Below are 15,808 nucleotides of genomic sequence, written 5' to 3' on the forward strand. Positions count from 1 at the left end.
GATCTGCGCGACATCTTAACTCACGATGGCAAGACGGGACGAGCCGTCGAAGTGAACCGGACCACAAGCCGGAAAGGAGACAGGCCGTGCAGTGCACTCTGAAATCCGCAGCGAAATTCACCGGCGTCGGGCTCCATTCCGGCGAACCTGTGCGTATGATCGTCAAGCCGGCCTCGGCCGATTACGGCATCTGGTTCCGGCGCGTGGACGTCACCTCGGGTTACGCTCTGATCCCGGCGCGCTGGGATGCCGTCGTGCCCTCGCGCCTCTGCACCCTCGTCGCAAATCCGTCCGGCGTGACCGTCTCGACCATCGAGCATGTCATGGCGGCGCTCGCTGGATGTGGCATCCACAACGCGCTGATCGAGATCGACGGCCCCGAGGTTCCGATCCTCGACGGCTCGTCCGTTCCCTTCGTCGAGGCCTTCCTCGCGCGCGGCATCCGCGAGCAGGCGGAGCCCGTGCGCGCCATCCGCATCCTCGAGACGGTGGAAGTTCGCGACGGCGACGCGGTGGCACGGCTGGAGCCCGCCGACGAGTTCGAGATCGACTTCTCGATCGACTTCGCCGAGACGGCCATCGGCCGGCAGGAAAAGTCGCTGAACATGGCCAACGGCGCCTTCGTGCGCGAGCTTTGCGACAGCCGCACCTTCTGCCGCCAGGCGGATGTGGATGCGATGCGGGCGAACGGTCTCGCGCTCGGCGGCACGTTCGAGAACGCCGTCGTCTTCGAGGGCGACCGTATCCTCTCGCCCGGCGGTCTGCGCCATGCGGACGAGCCTGTGCGCCACAAGATGCTCGACGCTCTGGGCGACCTGTCGCTTGCGGGCGGGCCCATCATCGGCCGCTACACCGGCATCCGCGCCGGTCATGCGATGACCAACCGGCTGCTGCGGGCGCTTTTCGCCCGCCGCGATGCCTTCCGCCTCGTGGATTGCGGGCTCATGGCAGGCTGCAAGCTGCCCGGCGTCGGCGTCCACCGGTCGGACATCCCTGCACTGCGCTGATCCTGGCGACGGGGCGCAAAGGCGTTTTGCGCCCCGGATTTTTCTGTGCTAGGAACCGGGCAAACAGCTGCCGGCGCCATGGCCCGGCAGGGCAGAGGGCAGAGGTAAGCGGAACATGGTGAAGTCTGGCGCGCGGTTGCTCGGCACGGCCCTCTGTGTCGCGCTGGTGACCGGCTGTGGCGGTGGCAACCGGAAGGAGCCGCCGCTCGAGAATTTCACCGCCGAGCAGATCTACCAGCGCGGCGAATACGAGCTCGAGGCCCGCACCAAGCCCGACCGTGCCATCCGCTACTTCTCCGAGGTCGAGCGGCTTTATCCCTATACCGAATGGGCCAAGCGCGCGCTGATCATGCAGGCCTACAGCTATCACAAGGCCAAGGAATACGAAGAGGCGCGCGGCGCGGCGCAGCGGTTCCTCGACTTCTATCCGGGCGACGAGGATGCTGCCTATGCGCAGTATCTGCTCGCGCTGTCCTACTATGACCAGATCGACGAGGTGGGCCGCGACCAGGGCCTGACCTTCCAGGCCCTGCAGGCCCTGCGCGTGGTGATCGAGGAATATCCCGAAAGCGAATACGCGCAGTCGGCGGTGCTGAAGTTCGACCTCGCCTTCGACCATCTCGCCGCGAAGGAGATGGAGATCGGCCGCTTCTACCTCAAGCGCGGCCATTATCCCGCAGCGATCAACCGATTCCGCACCGTGGTCGAGGATTTCCAGACCACGACGCACACGGCGGAAGCCCTGCACCGTCTGGTCGAAAGCTATCTCGCGCTCGGCCTGACGAACGAGGCGCAGACCGCAGGCGCGATCCTCGGGCACAACTACCGTTCGAGCCCGTTCTACGAGGACAGCTACAGGCTGCTCACCGGACGCGGGCTTGCGATGGAAGCCAGGGGCGACAGCTGGCTCGCCAAGGTCTATCGCCAGATGATCCGCGGCGAGTGGCTCTGACGCACTCGAACCTCACGGGGCAGGGCGATGCTGCGCTCGCTTGACATCCGGGACATGCTCATCATCGACCGGTTGTCGCTGGCGTTTCAGCCCGGCCTCAACGTGCTGACCGGCGAGACCGGCGCGGGCAAGTCCATCCTCCTCGACTCGCTGGGCTTCGTGCTCGGCTGGCGTGGCCGGGCGGAACTCGTTCGCGCAGGGGCCGAGAAGGGCGAGGTGACGGCAGTCTTCGACCTGCCCCCCGGCCATGCGGCACGCGCCGTCCTCGACGAGGCCGGGATCGAGGCCGAGGACGAGCTGATCCTCCGCCGGGTGAACTTCGCTGACGGGCGCAAGACCGCATGGGTGAACGACCGCCGCGTGTCGGGCGAGGTGCTGCGCGGGCTGTCCGATACGCTGGTGGAACTGCACGGCCAGCACGATGACCGGGGTCTCCTGAATCCGCGCGGCCACCGGCAGATGCTGGACACCTTCGCCGACGTCGATCTTGCCGCCTGTCGCCGGGCGTGGCAGGCGCTGGGGGCGGCGCGGCGGAGGCTGCTCGATGCCGAGGAGGCGCTGGCCGCCGTCCGCGCCGAAGAGGACTTCCTGCGCCATTCGGTGGCCGAACTGGACAAGCTCGATCCGCAGCCGGGCGAGGAGGCGCTGCTCGACACCCGCCGCCGCGAGATGCAGGGCGCCGAGAAGATCCGGGACGACATCGTCCGCGCCCATCGCGCCCTCTCGGCCGAGGGGGCGGAGAGCCTGATGGTCGATGCGCTGCGCTGGCTCGAGACGGCCTCGGACCGCGCAGGCGACCGGCTCGAGGCGCCTCTGGCGGCTCTGTCGCGGGCGCTTGTCGAACTGGGCGAGGCGCAGGACGGCGTCGAGGCCTGCCTGTCCGAGCTTGATTTCGACCCCCGCGATCTCGAGGCGCTGGAGGAGCGGCTCTTCGCCATCCGCGCGCTGGCGCGGAAGCATTCGGTGCTGCCGGACGAGCTCGGCACCTTCGCCGAAGAACTGCGCGTCCGGCTTGCGGCTCTCGATGGCGGCACGAAGCAGATCGACGGGCTGCGCCGGGCGGTCGCCGAGGCCGAAGCCGCCTGGGAGACCGAGGCCGCGGCCCTGTCGGCCGCGCGCCGCGAGGCCGCGGGACGGCTCGATGCCGCCATGGCGGCCGAACTGGCACCCCTGAAGATGGAGCGCGCCGTCTTCGAAACCCAGCTGGCCGCGGCCGATCCCGGTCCGGAGGGCCGGGACGCCGTGGCCTTCACCGTCGCCACCAATCCCGGTGCGCCCGCCGGTGCCCTGAACCGGATCGCCTCGGGGGGCGAGCTTTCGCGCTTCCTGCTCGCGCTGAAGGTCTGCCTGACCGGAGATTCCCCTGGCCTCACGCTGATCTTCGACGAGATCGACCGCGGGGTAGGGGGGGCCACCGCCGATGCCGTGGGGCGCCGCCTCAAGGCGCTGGCGGACGGTGCGCAGGTGCTTGTGGTCACGCACTCGCCGCAGGTGGCGGCGCTCGGGGCGCATCACTGGCGGGTGGAGAAGCGGGTCGCGCATGGCATGACGACCTCGACCGTGACGCCTCTGGGCGCCGGGGAGCGGGTGGAGGAGATTGCCCGCATGCTCGCCGGCGACACGATCACCGATGCCGCGCGCGAGGCCGCCCGGGTGCTTCTCACCTGAAGCCGCCGCCGGGATGATGCCGGACGGGCCGCGGTGGCGACGGACTCCGACGCCGCCCGCCTCAGCCTTCGATGACCGTGAAATGCAGCGTCACCGCCTCGCTGCCGGCCTTGCGCGCCAGAAGCACCGCGGTCAGCATCGCACCGATCCGGCCCGCATCGCGACCCTCGGCATCGACGAGCCCCGAGAGCACGAAGCGCTGATGGACGAGACTTGCGCCGGGCCCGAGCGGACGCAGGTCGGTCTTCCCGGTCACCAGCCTCGAGCGGGCGAAGGCCCCCGACAATTCGGCGCTCAGCGCGGCGAGGATCTCTTTCCGGCCCTCGCACCAGAGCCCGGTAAGCGTGAGCATCGTCGCGTCCGGCGCCATCAGCTCGGCCAGAGCCTCGGCATCGCGGGCGGCCCAGAGCGTGGCGAAGCGGCGGGCAAAGTCCTCGGGGCTCTGCGCGTTCATGTCTGGCATACCACTTTCCCCGGATTCATCAGGCCATGCGGATCGAGCGCCCGCTTGATGTCGCCCATCACGCCCCAGGCCTCGCCGTGTTCGGCTGCCATGTAGCCGAGCTTGCCGAAGCCGATGCCATGCTCGCCGGTGACGGTGCCTCCGAGGCGCAGCGCCCGCTCGGCCATCCGGCCCGACAGCCGCTTCGCGGTCGCAAGCTCCGCCTCGCTTTCAGGGTCGAGGAGAAGGATGGCGTGGAAGTTGCCGTCGCCGACATGGCCGAGGATCGGCCCCGGAAGGCCCCCGTCGGCGATGTCGCGCTGCGTTTCCTCCACCGCCTCCGCCAACCGCGAGATCGGCACGCAGACATCCGTCACCCAGCCCACGGAGCCCGGCCGCGCGGCGAGGCACGCCCGGTAGGCTGCGTGGCGCATCTTCCACAGGCGCGCCCGCTCCTCGGTCTTGGATGCCCAGTGGAAGCCTTCGGAACGGTGTTCGGCCGCAATCTCGCCGAAGCGTTCCGCCTGTTCGGCGACGCCTGCGGGCGTGCCGTTGAACTCCACCAGAAGATGGGGCTGAAGCGGCATCTGCATCTGCGCGTAGGCATTGCAGGCGGCGACCGAGGCGGCGTCGAGGAACTCTATCCGCGCCATGGGGATGCCGTGCTGGATCGTCTCGATCACGCAGTTCACCGCCGCGGCCATGTCCGGGAAGGCACAGACCGCGGCCGAAATCGCCTCGGGCTGCCCGTGCAGCCGCAGGGTCAGTTCCGTGATGAGGCCGAGCGTTCCTTCCGACCCGACGAAGAGCGCGGTCAGGTCGTAGCCCGAGGCGCTTTTGGGCGCAGCGGTGCCTGTGCGGATCACGCGGCCGTCGGCCAGCACCACCTCGAGCCCGAGCACGTTGTCCCGCATCGTGCCGTAGCGCACCGCGGTCGTCCCCGAGGCGCGGGTCGCGGCCATGCCGCCGATGCTCGCATTGGCGCCGGGATCGACCGGAAAGAAGAGCCCGGTGTCGCGCAGCGCCGCGTTCAGCGCCTCGCGCGTGATGCCGGGCTGGACGCGCACGATCATGTCCTCGGGCCGCACCTCGAGGACCTGGTCCATCTGGGCGAAGTCGACGGTCAGGCCTCCGCGCAGGGCCAGCGCATGGCCCTCGAGCGACGTGCCCGCGCCCCAGCCGACCATCGGCACCAGATGATGCGCACAGATCGAGGCGATCCGGGCCACTTCGGCGGTCGAGCGGGGGAAGGCCACCGCATCGGGCGGACCCGCATGAAGATGCGTCTCGCTCTGGGCATGCTGGTCCCGCACGGGCCGCGAGCGCGAAAGCCGCTCTCCCAGAAGCGCCTCGAGATCACCGATTGCCGCGTCGATCCGCATCATCTCCTCCACATTCGTGGCGCGACCCTAAGACAAGGCGCCGGCGGCGGAAAGGGTCCGGTGCCTGCGTCATCCCGCTCCCGCGCGGGAGCCCGCCTGTCGCGCACGCAGGCGAATACGGGGCGCAAGTGGTGGCCCCTTGGCGCCGCGCTGCGGCCGCAGAAACGCCTCTGCGCCCGGAAGTGCTGCAGACGGTCAGGGCCGCAACGCGCCCAGACTGCTTGCGAGATCACCATAACCCGTGAACCGGCGCTCGTAGGCCAGCCCGAGGCGCGCTGCGCAATCGCGCGCCTTTGCATCGAGCGCTGGATCCTCGGTCTGCGCCTGGAAGACGAGTTTTGTGTAGTGGCCGAAATACATGTTCCGCAGTTCGGGGTGCCGGTCGAGCCCCATCGGACGCCAGACGAAGGCTTCGAACTGCCGCACGAGGAAGTCGGTCAGGTAGAAGGCGGTGAATTCCTCGTCCGCACGGGCGGCGAAGGTGGCGTTGCCTTCGAAGAAGGAATAGCAATGCGGCCCCTCGACCATCTCGACGCCGAGTTCGCGGCATTTCCGTTCCAGTGCCCCGCCCGTGCCGCAATCGGCATAGACCACGAAGACGGTCCCCTCGGCTTCGCGCACGGCGGCCTCGACCGCCTCGACGATCTTCTCCGGCCGCAGGTGCAGCTTGGCAGGCAGGCATTGCAGGTCGAGGTGGTCCCAGCCGTTCGCGCGCTTGAGTGCGAGGATCTCGTGCGCGAGGGCCCCGCAGGCGATGAGGCGGATCCGGCCTGCGCCCACGGGCGCCAGCCCCTCCTCGGCGAGGTGGCCGTCGTCGATGCTCATCTCGGTCCCCTCGGGCGCAGCAGGAGGCTCGCTAGAAGCGCCACCAGTCCCAGCGCGCCGAGCGGCCATCCGGCCCCGTGAAAAAGAGCGACCGTCACCCCCGCGGCGAGGATGACGGTCGCGATCATGGCGATGAAGATACCTGGCGGCATGGAACGGCTCCTTTCTTCCGAAATGAGCATTCCCCCCGTCGAGGTAAAGGTCTCAGGCGTTCATGCGGTTGTGACGACGCGCGACATGGACCTTGGCGGTCTCGACCGCCACGGCGGCATCGCGGCAATAGGCGTCGGCACCGATCGCACGGCCGAACTCCTCGTTGAGCGGCGCGCCCCCCACGAGCACGATGTAATCGTCGCGCAGGCCCTTCTCCTTCAGCGTGTCGATCACGACCTTCATGTAGGGCATGGTCGTGGTCAGCAGCGCCGACATGCCGAGGATGTCGGGCTTCTCGGTCTCCAGCGCCTCGAGGTACTTCTCGACGGGGTTGTTGATGCCGAGGTCCACCACCTCGAAGCCCGCCCCTTCCATCATCATCGCCACGAGGTTCTTGCCGATGTCGTGGATGTCGCCCTTCACGGTGCCGATCACCATCTTGCCCATCCGAGGTGCGCCGGTCTCGACCAGCATGGGCTTCAGGATGGTCATCCCTGCCTTCATGGCGTTTGCGGCCAGCAGAACCTCCGGCACGAAGAGGATCCCGTCGCGGAAATCGTTGCCAACGACGGTCATGCCCGACACCAGCGCCTTGGTCAGCACGTCGTAGGGCGTCCAGCCGCGCTCGATGAGGATGTTCACCCCCTCCTCGATCTCGTCCTTCATGCCATCGTAGAGGTCGTCGTGCATCTGCAGCACGAGTTCCTCGTCGTCGAGTTCGGACAGGATGATCTCTTCGTCGTCAGCCATGGGGGCTCCTGCGGGCGTAGGGGTTTCACGACTGAATGCGACCAAAGGTCCGGGCGCACTCATCGGTTTGCGACATGGGGCGGATGAAAGCCGACAGCATCCCTCGGCGAACCCTCCCCGCTGGTCTTTGTTCCGCCTCCGTTCTATCTTGCGGGCATGAGCCCTCGCGATCCCAGCCTGTCGCCCGCCCTGCGTTTGCGCGCGCGGGGCGCGCTTGCCAATGAGACGGGCCGTTTCGAATCCGAGCGGCGCGAGGCCTTCCATGACGGCTGGGACCTTCCCGAGGAAGAGCGGCTGCTGCGCACCGAGGTCCGGACCGAGCGCCCGCGCTCGGCGCTGAGCTACAACCGTTCGCCCGACCTGCCCTTCGACCGCTCGGTCAATCCCTATCGCGGCTGCGAGCATGGCTGCATCTACTGCTTCGCCCGGCCGAGCCACGCCTATCTGAACCTCTCGCCCGGCCTCGACTTCGAGACGAGACTCATCGCGCGTCCGGGCATCGCGGCCGTGCTCGAGCGCGAGCTGCGTGCGAGGGCCTATCACGTGGCACCGATCGCCCTCGGAACCAACACCGACCCCTACCAGCCGATCGAGGCCAGCCACCGGCTGATGCGCGAGATCCTCGAGGTGCTGCAGGCCTTCCGCCACCCGGTCGCGATCACAACGAAGGGCACGCTGATCGAGCGCGACCTCGACCTCCTTGCGCCCATGGCGTCGGAGGGGCTGCTGCGGGTCGGCGTTTCGGTGACGACCCTTGATCCGGTGCTCTCCCGCAGGCTCGAGCCACGCGCGCCCCAACCCGCGCGCAGGCTCGAGACCATCCGCCGCCTGTCCGATGCGGGCGTGCCGGTCCGGGCCATGGTCGCGCCCGTCATCCCCGGCCTCACCGACCCTGAAATCGACGGCATCCTTGAGGCTGTCGCCGCGGCCGGCGCAGTGGCGGCCAGCTGGATCATGCTGCGCCTGCCGCTCGAGGTCGCGCCCCTCGTCCGCGCCTGGGCCGAAGAGCACTATCCCGACCGTGCCGCGAAGATGCTCGCCCGCATCCGCGAGATCCACGGCGGACGGGACTACGATCCCGCATGGGGCAAGCGGATGCGGGGCGAGGGGATCTGGGCCGATCTCGTGGCGCGCCGGTTCCGCCTCGCCGCCGCGCGCCACGGGCTCGACCGCACGCAGCCGCCCCTGCGCTGCGACCTCTTCCGCGCGCCGCCTCGGGCCGGCGACCAGCTCACCCTGTTCTGAGGCGCAGCCGCGGGCCTGGCCGGACAGCAACGGCATGTCGACGAGCCCAGCGGCCGCCCCTGTTGCCGAAGATCGCGACAGAACGTCCGGCTGCGGCGAGGAACCCGCATCCCTGGCCCCGTTCGGGGCACGGCGGGCACTCCGTGTCGGCGAGGAACCCGCCTCGCCGGCCCTTTCTTCACTCTTGTCCAAATATCCTCGGGGAAGGGGTCCGGGGGAGGGGCAGACAGCCCCTCCCCCGGGGCGTCCTCAGCTCCGCCGGCGCCGCCGCTCGCGCGTGGGTCCGGCGTCGTCCGAGCCATCGGATGCCGAGGAGAAGGCCCCGAGCGTCTCCGAGATCGTCTCGAGCGACGGACGCGGCCCCTTCGGCCGGTCCTCGAGCGCCGCGCGCATCGCCTTCAGGTGCTCGGGCATGGTCCCGCAGCAGCCCCCGATGATGCGGGCGCCGGCGTCGCGTGCGAGCACCGCATATTCCGCCATCAGCGCCGGCGTGCCGTCGTAGTGGATGTGGCCATCGTGATACTTCGGGATCCCGGCATTGCCCTTGGCGATGATCGGCACCTCGGTGCCCTGAGCGGCGAAGCCCAGCACGGTGCGCAGCAGGTCCGACGAACCCACGCCGCAGTTCGCGCCGAAGGCGAGCGGCGGGTTCGGCAGCTTCGTCACCAGATCGACCAGCGAGGCGGGCGTGATCCCCATCATCGTCCGGCCGGCCGTGTCGAAGCTCATCGTGCCGCACCAGGGCATCCCCGCCAGCCGCGCCGCCTCGGCCGCGGCCTTGAACTCCTCGGACGCAGAGATCGTCTCGACCCAGAGCACGTCGGCCCCCCCGGCCTTCAGCGCCTCCGCCTGTTCGTGGAAGATCTCGACGGCCATCCGGTGGGTGAGCGTGCCCATCGGCTCGAAGATCTCGCCCGTGGGTCCCATCGAGCCCGCCACGATCACCGGACGGCGCGCGGCATCGGCGATCTCGCGCCCGAGTTCGGCGGCAATGCAGTTCAGCTCGCGCACCCGGCCCTGCGCCTCGTGCAGCTTGAGGCGCGCGGCGTTGCCCCCGAAGCTGTTGGTGAGGAAGATGTCCGATCCCGCAGAAACTGCCGCTCGGTAGAGCGAGCGGATGTCGTCCGGCCGGTCGACGTTCCAGAATTCGGGCGGCTCGCCGGAGCCGAGGCCCATGTTGAACAGGTTGGTTCCCGTCGCGCCATCGGCCATCAGCCATTCGCGGGTCTGGAGCATGCGGGAGAGGGCGTCGGTCATCTCTTGTCCTCGCTCGGGTCGGGGGCGGCCGGCAGTGCCGCCCGTTCGCGGCAAGCTCTGCCATGCAGCGGCCCGCGAGGCAAACCCATATTGCCTGCCGCTACCCGGAGCAGCGCATGGAGCCAGGGATCCCGCAGGCCCGGGGCCTCTGACGATGCCGCGGCGGAGTTCGGCGCCGGATCAGCCCGAAAAAGTGCCAGTCACACGCGCAGCCGGCAGGCGGCCCGATGGGCGCACCAGCCCGGTTGCCTGAGGGCCGAGAGGCCGTGGCCGTCCGGCGGGCGCTGCCTCAGGCCTGGGCTTCCGTCATCAGCTGCGCCTTGGCCACCGGCAGCAGTTCCGCCATCTTCGCGCGGATCGTGTCGGCCGAGGCCTTGTCGCCGAGGTCTGCCGAGACCTTGCGCACCACGTCCTCGAAGCCGGGCTCGTGCAGGTCGGCCTGGATCACCTCGCGGGCATAGGCCATGGCCTCCTCGCCCGTCTTGCCGAGAAGTTCCGCCGCCCACATGCCCACCAGCTTGTTGCGGCGCACTTCGGCCCGGAATTGCATCTCGGCGTCATGGGCGAACTTGCTCTCGAAGGCGTGCTCGCGGTCGTCGAAGGTGGTCATGGTAGGTTCCTCCCCTGCATGGCTCTGCTTATGATATGCCCTTGCCGCAAGAACCTAGCAAGTGCGCGGACGGACGCGGATCCGCGATTGCCTTGCGAGCGGGGGCGGCTTGGCTTATAGGCCTGTGCAACCTGAACGGGGTGCGCCGTGCGCGCCCTCTTCGTCGTTCGATCGGAGTGTGCATGGCGCGTCGCAAGAAGGTCTACGAGGGCAAGGCCAAGATCCTCTACGAGGGGCCCGAACCCGGGACGCTGATCCAGTACTTCAAGGACGACGGAAGCGCCGCCTCCAACCCGCCCCAGACGGCGCTGGAAGGCAAGGGCGTGCTCAACAACCGCCTTTCCGAGTTCTTCATGAACGGGCTGAACGCCATCGGCGTGCCCACGCATTTCATCCGCCGCCTGAACATGCGCGAGCAGCTCGTCCGCATGGCCGAGATCATCCCGCTCGAGGTCGTGGTCCGGAACTTCGCCGCGGGCGGCATCTCGAAGCGGCTCGGCATCCCCGAGGGCACGCCATTGCCGCGGCCGATCGTGGAATATTACTTCAAGGACGACAAGCTCGGCTGCCCGCTGGTGTCGGAAGAACACATCATCGCCTTCGGCTGGGCCAGCCAGCAGGACCTCGACGACGTGGTGGCGCTGGCGCTGCGCGTGAACGACTTCCTCTCGGGCGTGATGATGGGCGTCGGCATCCGGCTTGCGGACTTCCAGATCGAAGTCGGCCGGATCTGGGAGGGCGACTACATGCGCCTGATCGTGGCCGACGAGATCAGCCCCGACAGCTGCCGCCTCTGGGACGTGCGCGCCGAGGGCGAGGGCGGCGCCCCGCGCGAGCCCGGCCCGCTGCAGGACGTCTATACCGAACTCGCCCGGCGTCTGGGGGTGCTGCCCTCGAACGTCACCCATTCTCCCAAGCCCACGCTGATCAACTGAAAGGCCCTGCCGCGATGAAAGCCCGCGTCCATGTCATGCTGAAGGATGGCGTCCTCGATCCGCAGGGCGAGGCGGTGAAGCACGCTCTCGGCACGCTCGGTTTCTCCGGCGTCGAGGGCGTCCGCCAGGGAAAGGTGATCGAGCTCGACCTCGCCGCGACGGACAGGGCCGCTGCCGAGACCGAAGTGCGCCGGATGTGCGAGAAGCTGCTCGCCAACACCGTGATCGAGAAATACACCGTCGAGATCGGCTGATCCGACCAGCCTTCCGGTGCGTCGCCCCGGCAGGGCGCGAGCCGCGCCGGACATCCGGGTTTTCCGGCGGCATCCTTCGACCGGGGCTGTTCGGAACATCCGGATTGCGCTAACGGGAAGCCGCGGCCCCGCCGGATCGACCGCCGGGTCCCGTCCGCCTCTTCCGACCGCGAGCCGCCGCTCGCGGCCATCGCCCTCAGGTCCCTCAGTCGGAGCGCCGCCGATGAAAGCCGCCGTCATCACCTTCCCCGGGTCCAACTGCGACCGCGACCTCGCCACCGCCCTTGAGAAGGCCGGCGCCGAGGTCACGCGCGTCTGGCACAAGGACACGGCGCTGCCCGAAGGCGTCGATGTGGTCGGCGTGCCCGGCGGCTTCTCCTTCGGCGACTACCTGCGCTGCGGCGCGATCGCGGCGCGTTCGCCGATCTCGGCCGCCATGATCCGCCACGCCGAGCGCGGCGGCTACGTCCTCGGGATCTGCAACGGCTTTCAGGTGCTGACCGAGACCGGACTCCTGCCCGGCGCGCTGATGCGGAACGCGGGACTGAAGTTCATCTGCCGGCCGGTGGAACTGCGCGTCGCGACTGCCGACAGCGCCTTCACTTCGGGCTGGGCGAAGGATGACCAGGTCCGCTTCCCGATCGCGCATCACGACGGCAACTATACCGCCGATCCCGAGACGCTCGTGCGGCTCCGTGGCGAAGACCGGGTGGCCTTCACCTATGTCGAGAACCCGAACGGCTCGATGGAGGACATCGCAGGCATCCTGTCCGAGAACCGGCGGGTCCTGGGCCTCATGCCGCACCCCGAGCGCGCCATCGAGGAAGAGCAGGGCGGACGCGACGGGATGGGGCTTTTCCGCGCCCTGCTGGGCGGGATGGCGCTCGTTTGAACGCGCGGCGCTTGTTGCGTCAGGCGCCGTTCAGTAACTTCGCGCCCATGCAGGACACGGGCTTCCAGAGCGACATGCCGGTGCCGCCGCCGGGTCACGGCTGGCGGGTCAAGGCCGCGGTCGTGCTGCTCGTCGTGGTCGCCATCGCGGTCGTGCTGATCACCAACCGCTGGATGGGCGAGCGCTTCACGGAGAGCACGCGGTCGCGGGCCGAGTTGCGGCTGGCCCTCTATTCCGGGAACCTGCTGACCGAGTTGCAACGCACGTCGGTCGTGCCGCTTCTGCTGGCGAGGGATCCGTCGCTGATCGGCGCGCTGGGGTCCGAGGACTACTCGGCGACATCCCAGCGCCTGATCTCCTTCCAGACCGAGATCGGCGCGGCCTCGATCATGCTGCTGGACAAGGACGGCCGCACCGTCGGCGCGACGAACCGGAACCTGATCGGCACCAGCCACCGCAACCAGCCCTATTTCATCGATGCGCAGCGCGCGCGCGACACGGTCTTCACCTCGGCGCAGCGCGACGCGGGCATCTTCGACTTCACCTATTCCAAGGCGATCCTGTCCGACAACCGGCTCGTGGGCGTGATCGTGGTGGCGGTCGACCTCATGAAATACGAGCGTGCCTGGGCGGGCCTGCAGGATGCGGTCATCGTGACCGACAGCACCGGCACGGTGATCCTCGCGACCGAGCCGCGCTGGCGAGGGCTGACGATCACCGAGGCGCTGGCCGCCCGTGATGCGCCCTCGGCCATCCGGCGCGCGCTTCAGGCAACGGCCGACTGGGCCCAGCAGCCGCCTGACGCCTACCTCAAGGGTGAGGCGGTGATGAAGACCGACGCGCGCGTGCCCTTCCGCGGCTGGCGCATCGTGACCTTCACCGCTTATGATTCCGTGCGCGAGCGGGTCAACGGCATCCTCGCGCTCGAGATCATGGGCTTCGCGATCCTGCTCGCGCTGACCTTCTATGTCCTGTCGCGCCGCGCATGGTCGCAGAGCATGTCGTTCCAGCGCGAATCGGCGGAACTGCGCCTGCTCAACGCGCGTTTGCAGCGCGAGATCGCCGAACGCGAGAAGGTGCAGAAGGATCTGGCCGTGGCGGAACTGACCCTCGCGCAGTCGTCGAAGCTCGCGGCCCTGGGTGAGATGTCGGCCGCCGTCAGTCATGAACTGAACCAGCCCCTTGCGGCGATGAAGACCTATCTGGCGGGGGCGAAGCTCCTCCTCCAGCGGCGGCGGACCGAGGAGGCGCTGGCCTCCTTCCAGCGGATCGACGACCTGATCGAGCGGATGGGGGCGATCACCCGGCAGCTGAAGTCCTATGCCCGGAAGGGCGGCGAAGCCTTCGAGCCGGTGGACATGCGGCTCTGCGTCTCCTCGGCGCTGACGATGATGGAGCCGCAGCTGAAGATCCGCGTGGTTCGCATCACGCGGACCCTGCCGCGCCAGCCGGTCATGGTCATGGCTGACCGGCTCCGGCTGGAGCAGGTGATCATCAACCTGCTGCGCAACGCGCTCGACGCGACGAAGACCGTGGCCACGCCTCAAATCGACATCGTTCTCGCGGCCGGCGAGACGGCCGTGCTTACGGTCCGCGACAACGGACATGGGATCGAAGACCTCGACAACCTCTTCGAGCCTTTCTACACCACGAAGAAGCCCGGAGAGGGCGTGGGCCTCGGGCTCGCGATTTCCTCCGGCATCGTGACTGATCTCGGTGGACGGCTGACGGCACGGAATGCCGAGGGGGGCGGGGCTGTATTCGAGGTCCAACTCCCCATATTGGGCGCAGATGTGAAAGCAGCCGAGTAAGGAAGACCAATGGCGCGTGCAATGAAGGTGGCGATTGTCGATGACGAGGCCGATATGCGGCAGTCGATCAGCCAGTGGCTCGCGCTCTCTGGGTTCGACACCGAAAGCTATGCGAGCGCGGAAGAGGCGCTGAAGGGCCTGAACGCGGACTTCCCCGGCGTGGTCGTGAGCGACATCAAGATGCCGGGCATGGACGGCATGACCTTCCTCAAGAAGCTCATGAGCATGGATTCGGGCCTGCCGGTGATCCTCATTACCGGGCATGGCGACGTGCCGATGGCGGTCGAGGCGATGCGCGTAGGCGCCTTCGACTTCCTCGAGAAACCGTTCAATCCTGACCGTATGACCGAGCTTGCCAAGCGCGCCACGCAATTGCGGCGCCTGACGCTCGACAACCGTGCCCTTCGCCGCGAGCTTTCCGACGGCACCGTGCTGATGAAGAAGCTGATCGGGTCGTCGCCGGTGATGGAGCGGCTGCGCGAGGACATCCTCGATCTGGGCCAGGCCGACAGCCATGTGCTGATCGACGGCGAGACCGGGACGGGCAAGACCCTTGTGGCCCATGCGCTCCATGCGGTCGGTGCGCGGGCGGGGCGGAAGTTCGTGACGATCTCCTGCGCCGCCTGGTCCGAGGATCAGCTCTCGTCCAAGCTCTTCGGGCCGAACGACGACGGCTCCCTTCCGCTCGTCGAGGAGGCCCGCGGCGGCACGCTCTGTCTCGAGGACATCGAGTCGCTGTCCCATCCGCTGCAGTCGCGGCTGCTGACCATGATCAACGATCAGGGAACTCCGCCCGAGACGCGGATCATCGCGATCTGCAACGAGCATGCACCCGACACGACGCTTGAGGACGTCCTGCGCTCGGACCTGTTCTACCGGCTCGGCGCCATGACGATCGTCCTGCCGCCGCTGCGCACGCGCGGCGAGGACATCCTGACCCTCTTTACCCGGATGTCCGAGCAGTTCGCCGAGGAATATGGCTGCGAGGCGCCGCAGGTGACCGCGCAGGAGGCCGCACAGCTTCTGCAGGCGCCCTGGCCGGGCAACGTCCGCCAGCTGGTGAACATCGCGGAGCGTGCGGTGCTGCAGAACCGGCGCGGCTCGGGGTCCATCGCCTCGCTCCTGATGGCTGACAACGAGGCTTCGGGTCCCGCGCTCACGACAGAAGGCAAGCCGCTCAAGGACTATGTCGAGGCCTTCGAGAGGATGCTGATCGACAACACGATGCGCCGTCACAAGGGCTCGATCGTTGCGGTCATGGAAGAGCTCTGCCTGCCCCGGCGGACGCTCAACGAAAAGATGGCGAAATACGGTCTCAGCCGGGCGGATTACGTCTGATCGCCCAGCACGAGGCGGCGCAGGGACGATGCCGGTGGCAGGCGCATGCCCTGACTCTGAGCAGATCGTGGAAAATAGGCCATTGTCTTTTGCCCGTCCCTGCCGCTAATGTCGCACCTACGCAGATCTTGCACTTTTCGGCAGGAGTCTGCGCACCAGTTTCTCTGCCGTGCGCGCAATCCGGACGACCGGTCCGGAGCGCGGATCAAGCAGACAGTCGGGCCGGAAGGTCCTCAAGTTCGCCCGCCAAGTCCCTGACGGAACGGGCCAGTGCAACGGACGCTCCA

The 15,808-nt window shown here is 68.3% G+C and carries 16 protein-coding genes; 9 read left to right on the plus strand and 7 right to left on the minus strand.

Translation table 11 applies throughout. The features are described from left to right. Window positions 1–86: 86 nt before the first annotated feature. From lpxC to recN, 3 genes are all read left to right on the plus strand, one after another. Window positions 87–1,007 (plus strand): UDP-3-O-acyl-N-acetylglucosamine deacetylase, encoded by a 921-nt coding sequence (gene lpxC / locus ACTVZP_RS00160; RefSeq protein WP_443210039.1) that lies wholly within the window; start codon window positions 87–89, stop codon window positions 1,005–1,007. A gap of 115 nt (window positions 1,008–1,122) precedes the next feature. Then, window positions 1,123–1,959, plus strand: a complete 837-nt coding sequence (locus ACTVZP_RS00165; protein ID WP_443210040.1) for an outer membrane protein assembly factor BamD — start codon at window positions 1,123–1,125, stop codon at window positions 1,957–1,959. Window positions 1,960–1,986: 27 nt separating this feature from the next. Then, complete coding sequence (recN, locus tag ACTVZP_RS00170) at window positions 1,987–3,627, plus strand: DNA repair protein RecN (protein ID WP_443210041.1); 1,641 nt, start codon at window positions 1,987–1,989, stop codon at window positions 3,625–3,627. 61 nt (window positions 3,628–3,688) lie between these two features. Here the strand turns inward: recN and ACTVZP_RS00175 are convergent, their stop codons facing one another. The 5 genes from ACTVZP_RS00175 to ACTVZP_RS00195 all read right to left on the minus strand — a co-directional run bounded on the left by ACTVZP_RS00175 (window position 3,689) and on the right by ACTVZP_RS00195 (window position 7,179). Then, a complete protein-coding gene (locus ACTVZP_RS00175; protein WP_443210042.1) occupies window positions 3,689–4,090 on the minus strand; it encodes an SgcJ/EcaC family oxidoreductase in 402 nt (133 codons plus the stop codon). Continuing rightward, window positions 4,078–5,451 (minus strand): FAD-binding oxidoreductase, encoded by a 1,374-nt coding sequence (locus tag ACTVZP_RS00180; RefSeq protein WP_443210043.1) that lies wholly within the window; start codon window positions 5,449–5,451, stop codon window positions 4,078–4,080. Before ACTVZP_RS00180 ends, ACTVZP_RS00175 begins: the two co-directional genes overlap by 13 nt. A gap of 195 nt (window positions 5,452–5,646) precedes the next feature. Beyond that, complete coding sequence (locus ACTVZP_RS00185) at window positions 5,647–6,276, minus strand: DUF1638 domain-containing protein (protein WP_443210044.1); 630 nt, start codon at window positions 6,274–6,276, stop codon at window positions 5,647–5,649. Beyond that, window positions 6,273–6,428, minus strand: a complete 156-nt coding sequence (locus tag ACTVZP_RS00190) for a hypothetical protein (RefSeq protein ID WP_443210045.1) — start codon at window positions 6,426–6,428, stop codon at window positions 6,273–6,275. The genes ACTVZP_RS00185 and ACTVZP_RS00190 overlap by 4 nt, the downstream gene beginning before the upstream one ends. A gap of 52 nt (window positions 6,429–6,480) precedes the next feature. After that, the gene (locus ACTVZP_RS00195) at window positions 6,481–7,179 is read right to left on the minus strand and encodes a corrinoid protein (protein WP_443210046.1); all 699 of its coding nucleotides are present in this window, start codon (window positions 7,177–7,179) and stop codon (window positions 6,481–6,483) included. 156 nt (window positions 7,180–7,335) lie between these two features. Here ACTVZP_RS00195 and ACTVZP_RS00200 point away from each other — a divergent pair, with 156 nt between their 5' ends. Beyond that, a complete protein-coding gene (locus ACTVZP_RS00200; RefSeq protein ID WP_443210047.1) occupies window positions 7,336–8,424 on the plus strand; it encodes a PA0069 family radical SAM protein in 1,089 nt (362 codons plus the stop codon). Window positions 8,425–8,673: 249 nt separating this feature from the next. Here the strand turns inward: ACTVZP_RS00200 and bmt are convergent, their stop codons facing one another. Further along, complete coding sequence (bmt, locus tag ACTVZP_RS00205; protein ID WP_443210048.1) at window positions 8,674–9,681, minus strand: betaine--homocysteine S-methyltransferase; 1,008 nt, start codon at window positions 9,679–9,681, stop codon at window positions 8,674–8,676. A 289-nt stretch (window positions 9,682–9,970) separates the two neighbouring features. After that, window positions 9,971–10,291 (minus strand): DUF1476 domain-containing protein, encoded by a 321-nt coding sequence (locus ACTVZP_RS00210; protein WP_443210049.1) that lies wholly within the window; start codon window positions 10,289–10,291, stop codon window positions 9,971–9,973. Window positions 10,292–10,473: 182 nt separating this feature from the next. Between ACTVZP_RS00210 and ACTVZP_RS00215 the strand changes: the two genes are divergently transcribed. From ACTVZP_RS00215 to ACTVZP_RS00235, 5 genes are all read left to right on the plus strand, one after another. Continuing rightward, window positions 10,474–11,226: a phosphoribosylaminoimidazolesuccinocarboxamide synthase gene (locus ACTVZP_RS00215; RefSeq protein WP_443210050.1), complete on the plus strand. Its 753-nt coding sequence runs from the start codon at window positions 10,474–10,476 to the stop codon at window positions 11,224–11,226. A gap of 14 nt (window positions 11,227–11,240) precedes the next feature. Then, window positions 11,241–11,480 (plus strand): phosphoribosylformylglycinamidine synthase subunit PurS, encoded by a 240-nt coding sequence (gene purS / locus ACTVZP_RS00220; protein WP_443210051.1) that lies wholly within the window; start codon window positions 11,241–11,243, stop codon window positions 11,478–11,480. 223 nt (window positions 11,481–11,703) lie between these two features. After that, the gene (gene purQ / locus ACTVZP_RS00225) at window positions 11,704–12,372 is read left to right on the plus strand and encodes a phosphoribosylformylglycinamidine synthase subunit PurQ (protein WP_443210052.1); all 669 of its coding nucleotides are present in this window, start codon (window positions 11,704–11,706) and stop codon (window positions 12,370–12,372) included. Window positions 12,373–12,419: 47 nt separating this feature from the next. Beyond that, window positions 12,420–14,183 carry a sensor histidine kinase gene (locus ACTVZP_RS00230; protein WP_443210884.1) on the plus strand — a complete coding sequence of 588 codons (1,764 nt, stop codon included), beginning with the start codon at window positions 12,420–12,422 and terminating at the stop codon, window positions 14,181–14,183. Window positions 14,184–14,192: 9 nt separating this feature from the next. Then, a complete protein-coding gene (locus ACTVZP_RS00235; RefSeq protein WP_443210053.1) occupies window positions 14,193–15,521 on the plus strand; it encodes a sigma-54-dependent transcriptional regulator in 1,329 nt (442 codons plus the stop codon). Window positions 15,522–15,808: the final 287 nt, after the last annotated feature.

The sequence above is a fragment of the Rhodobacter sp. NSM genome, assembly GCF_052244495.1.
Classification (GTDB): Bacteria; Pseudomonadota; Alphaproteobacteria; order Rhodobacterales; family Rhodobacteraceae; genus Cereibacter_A.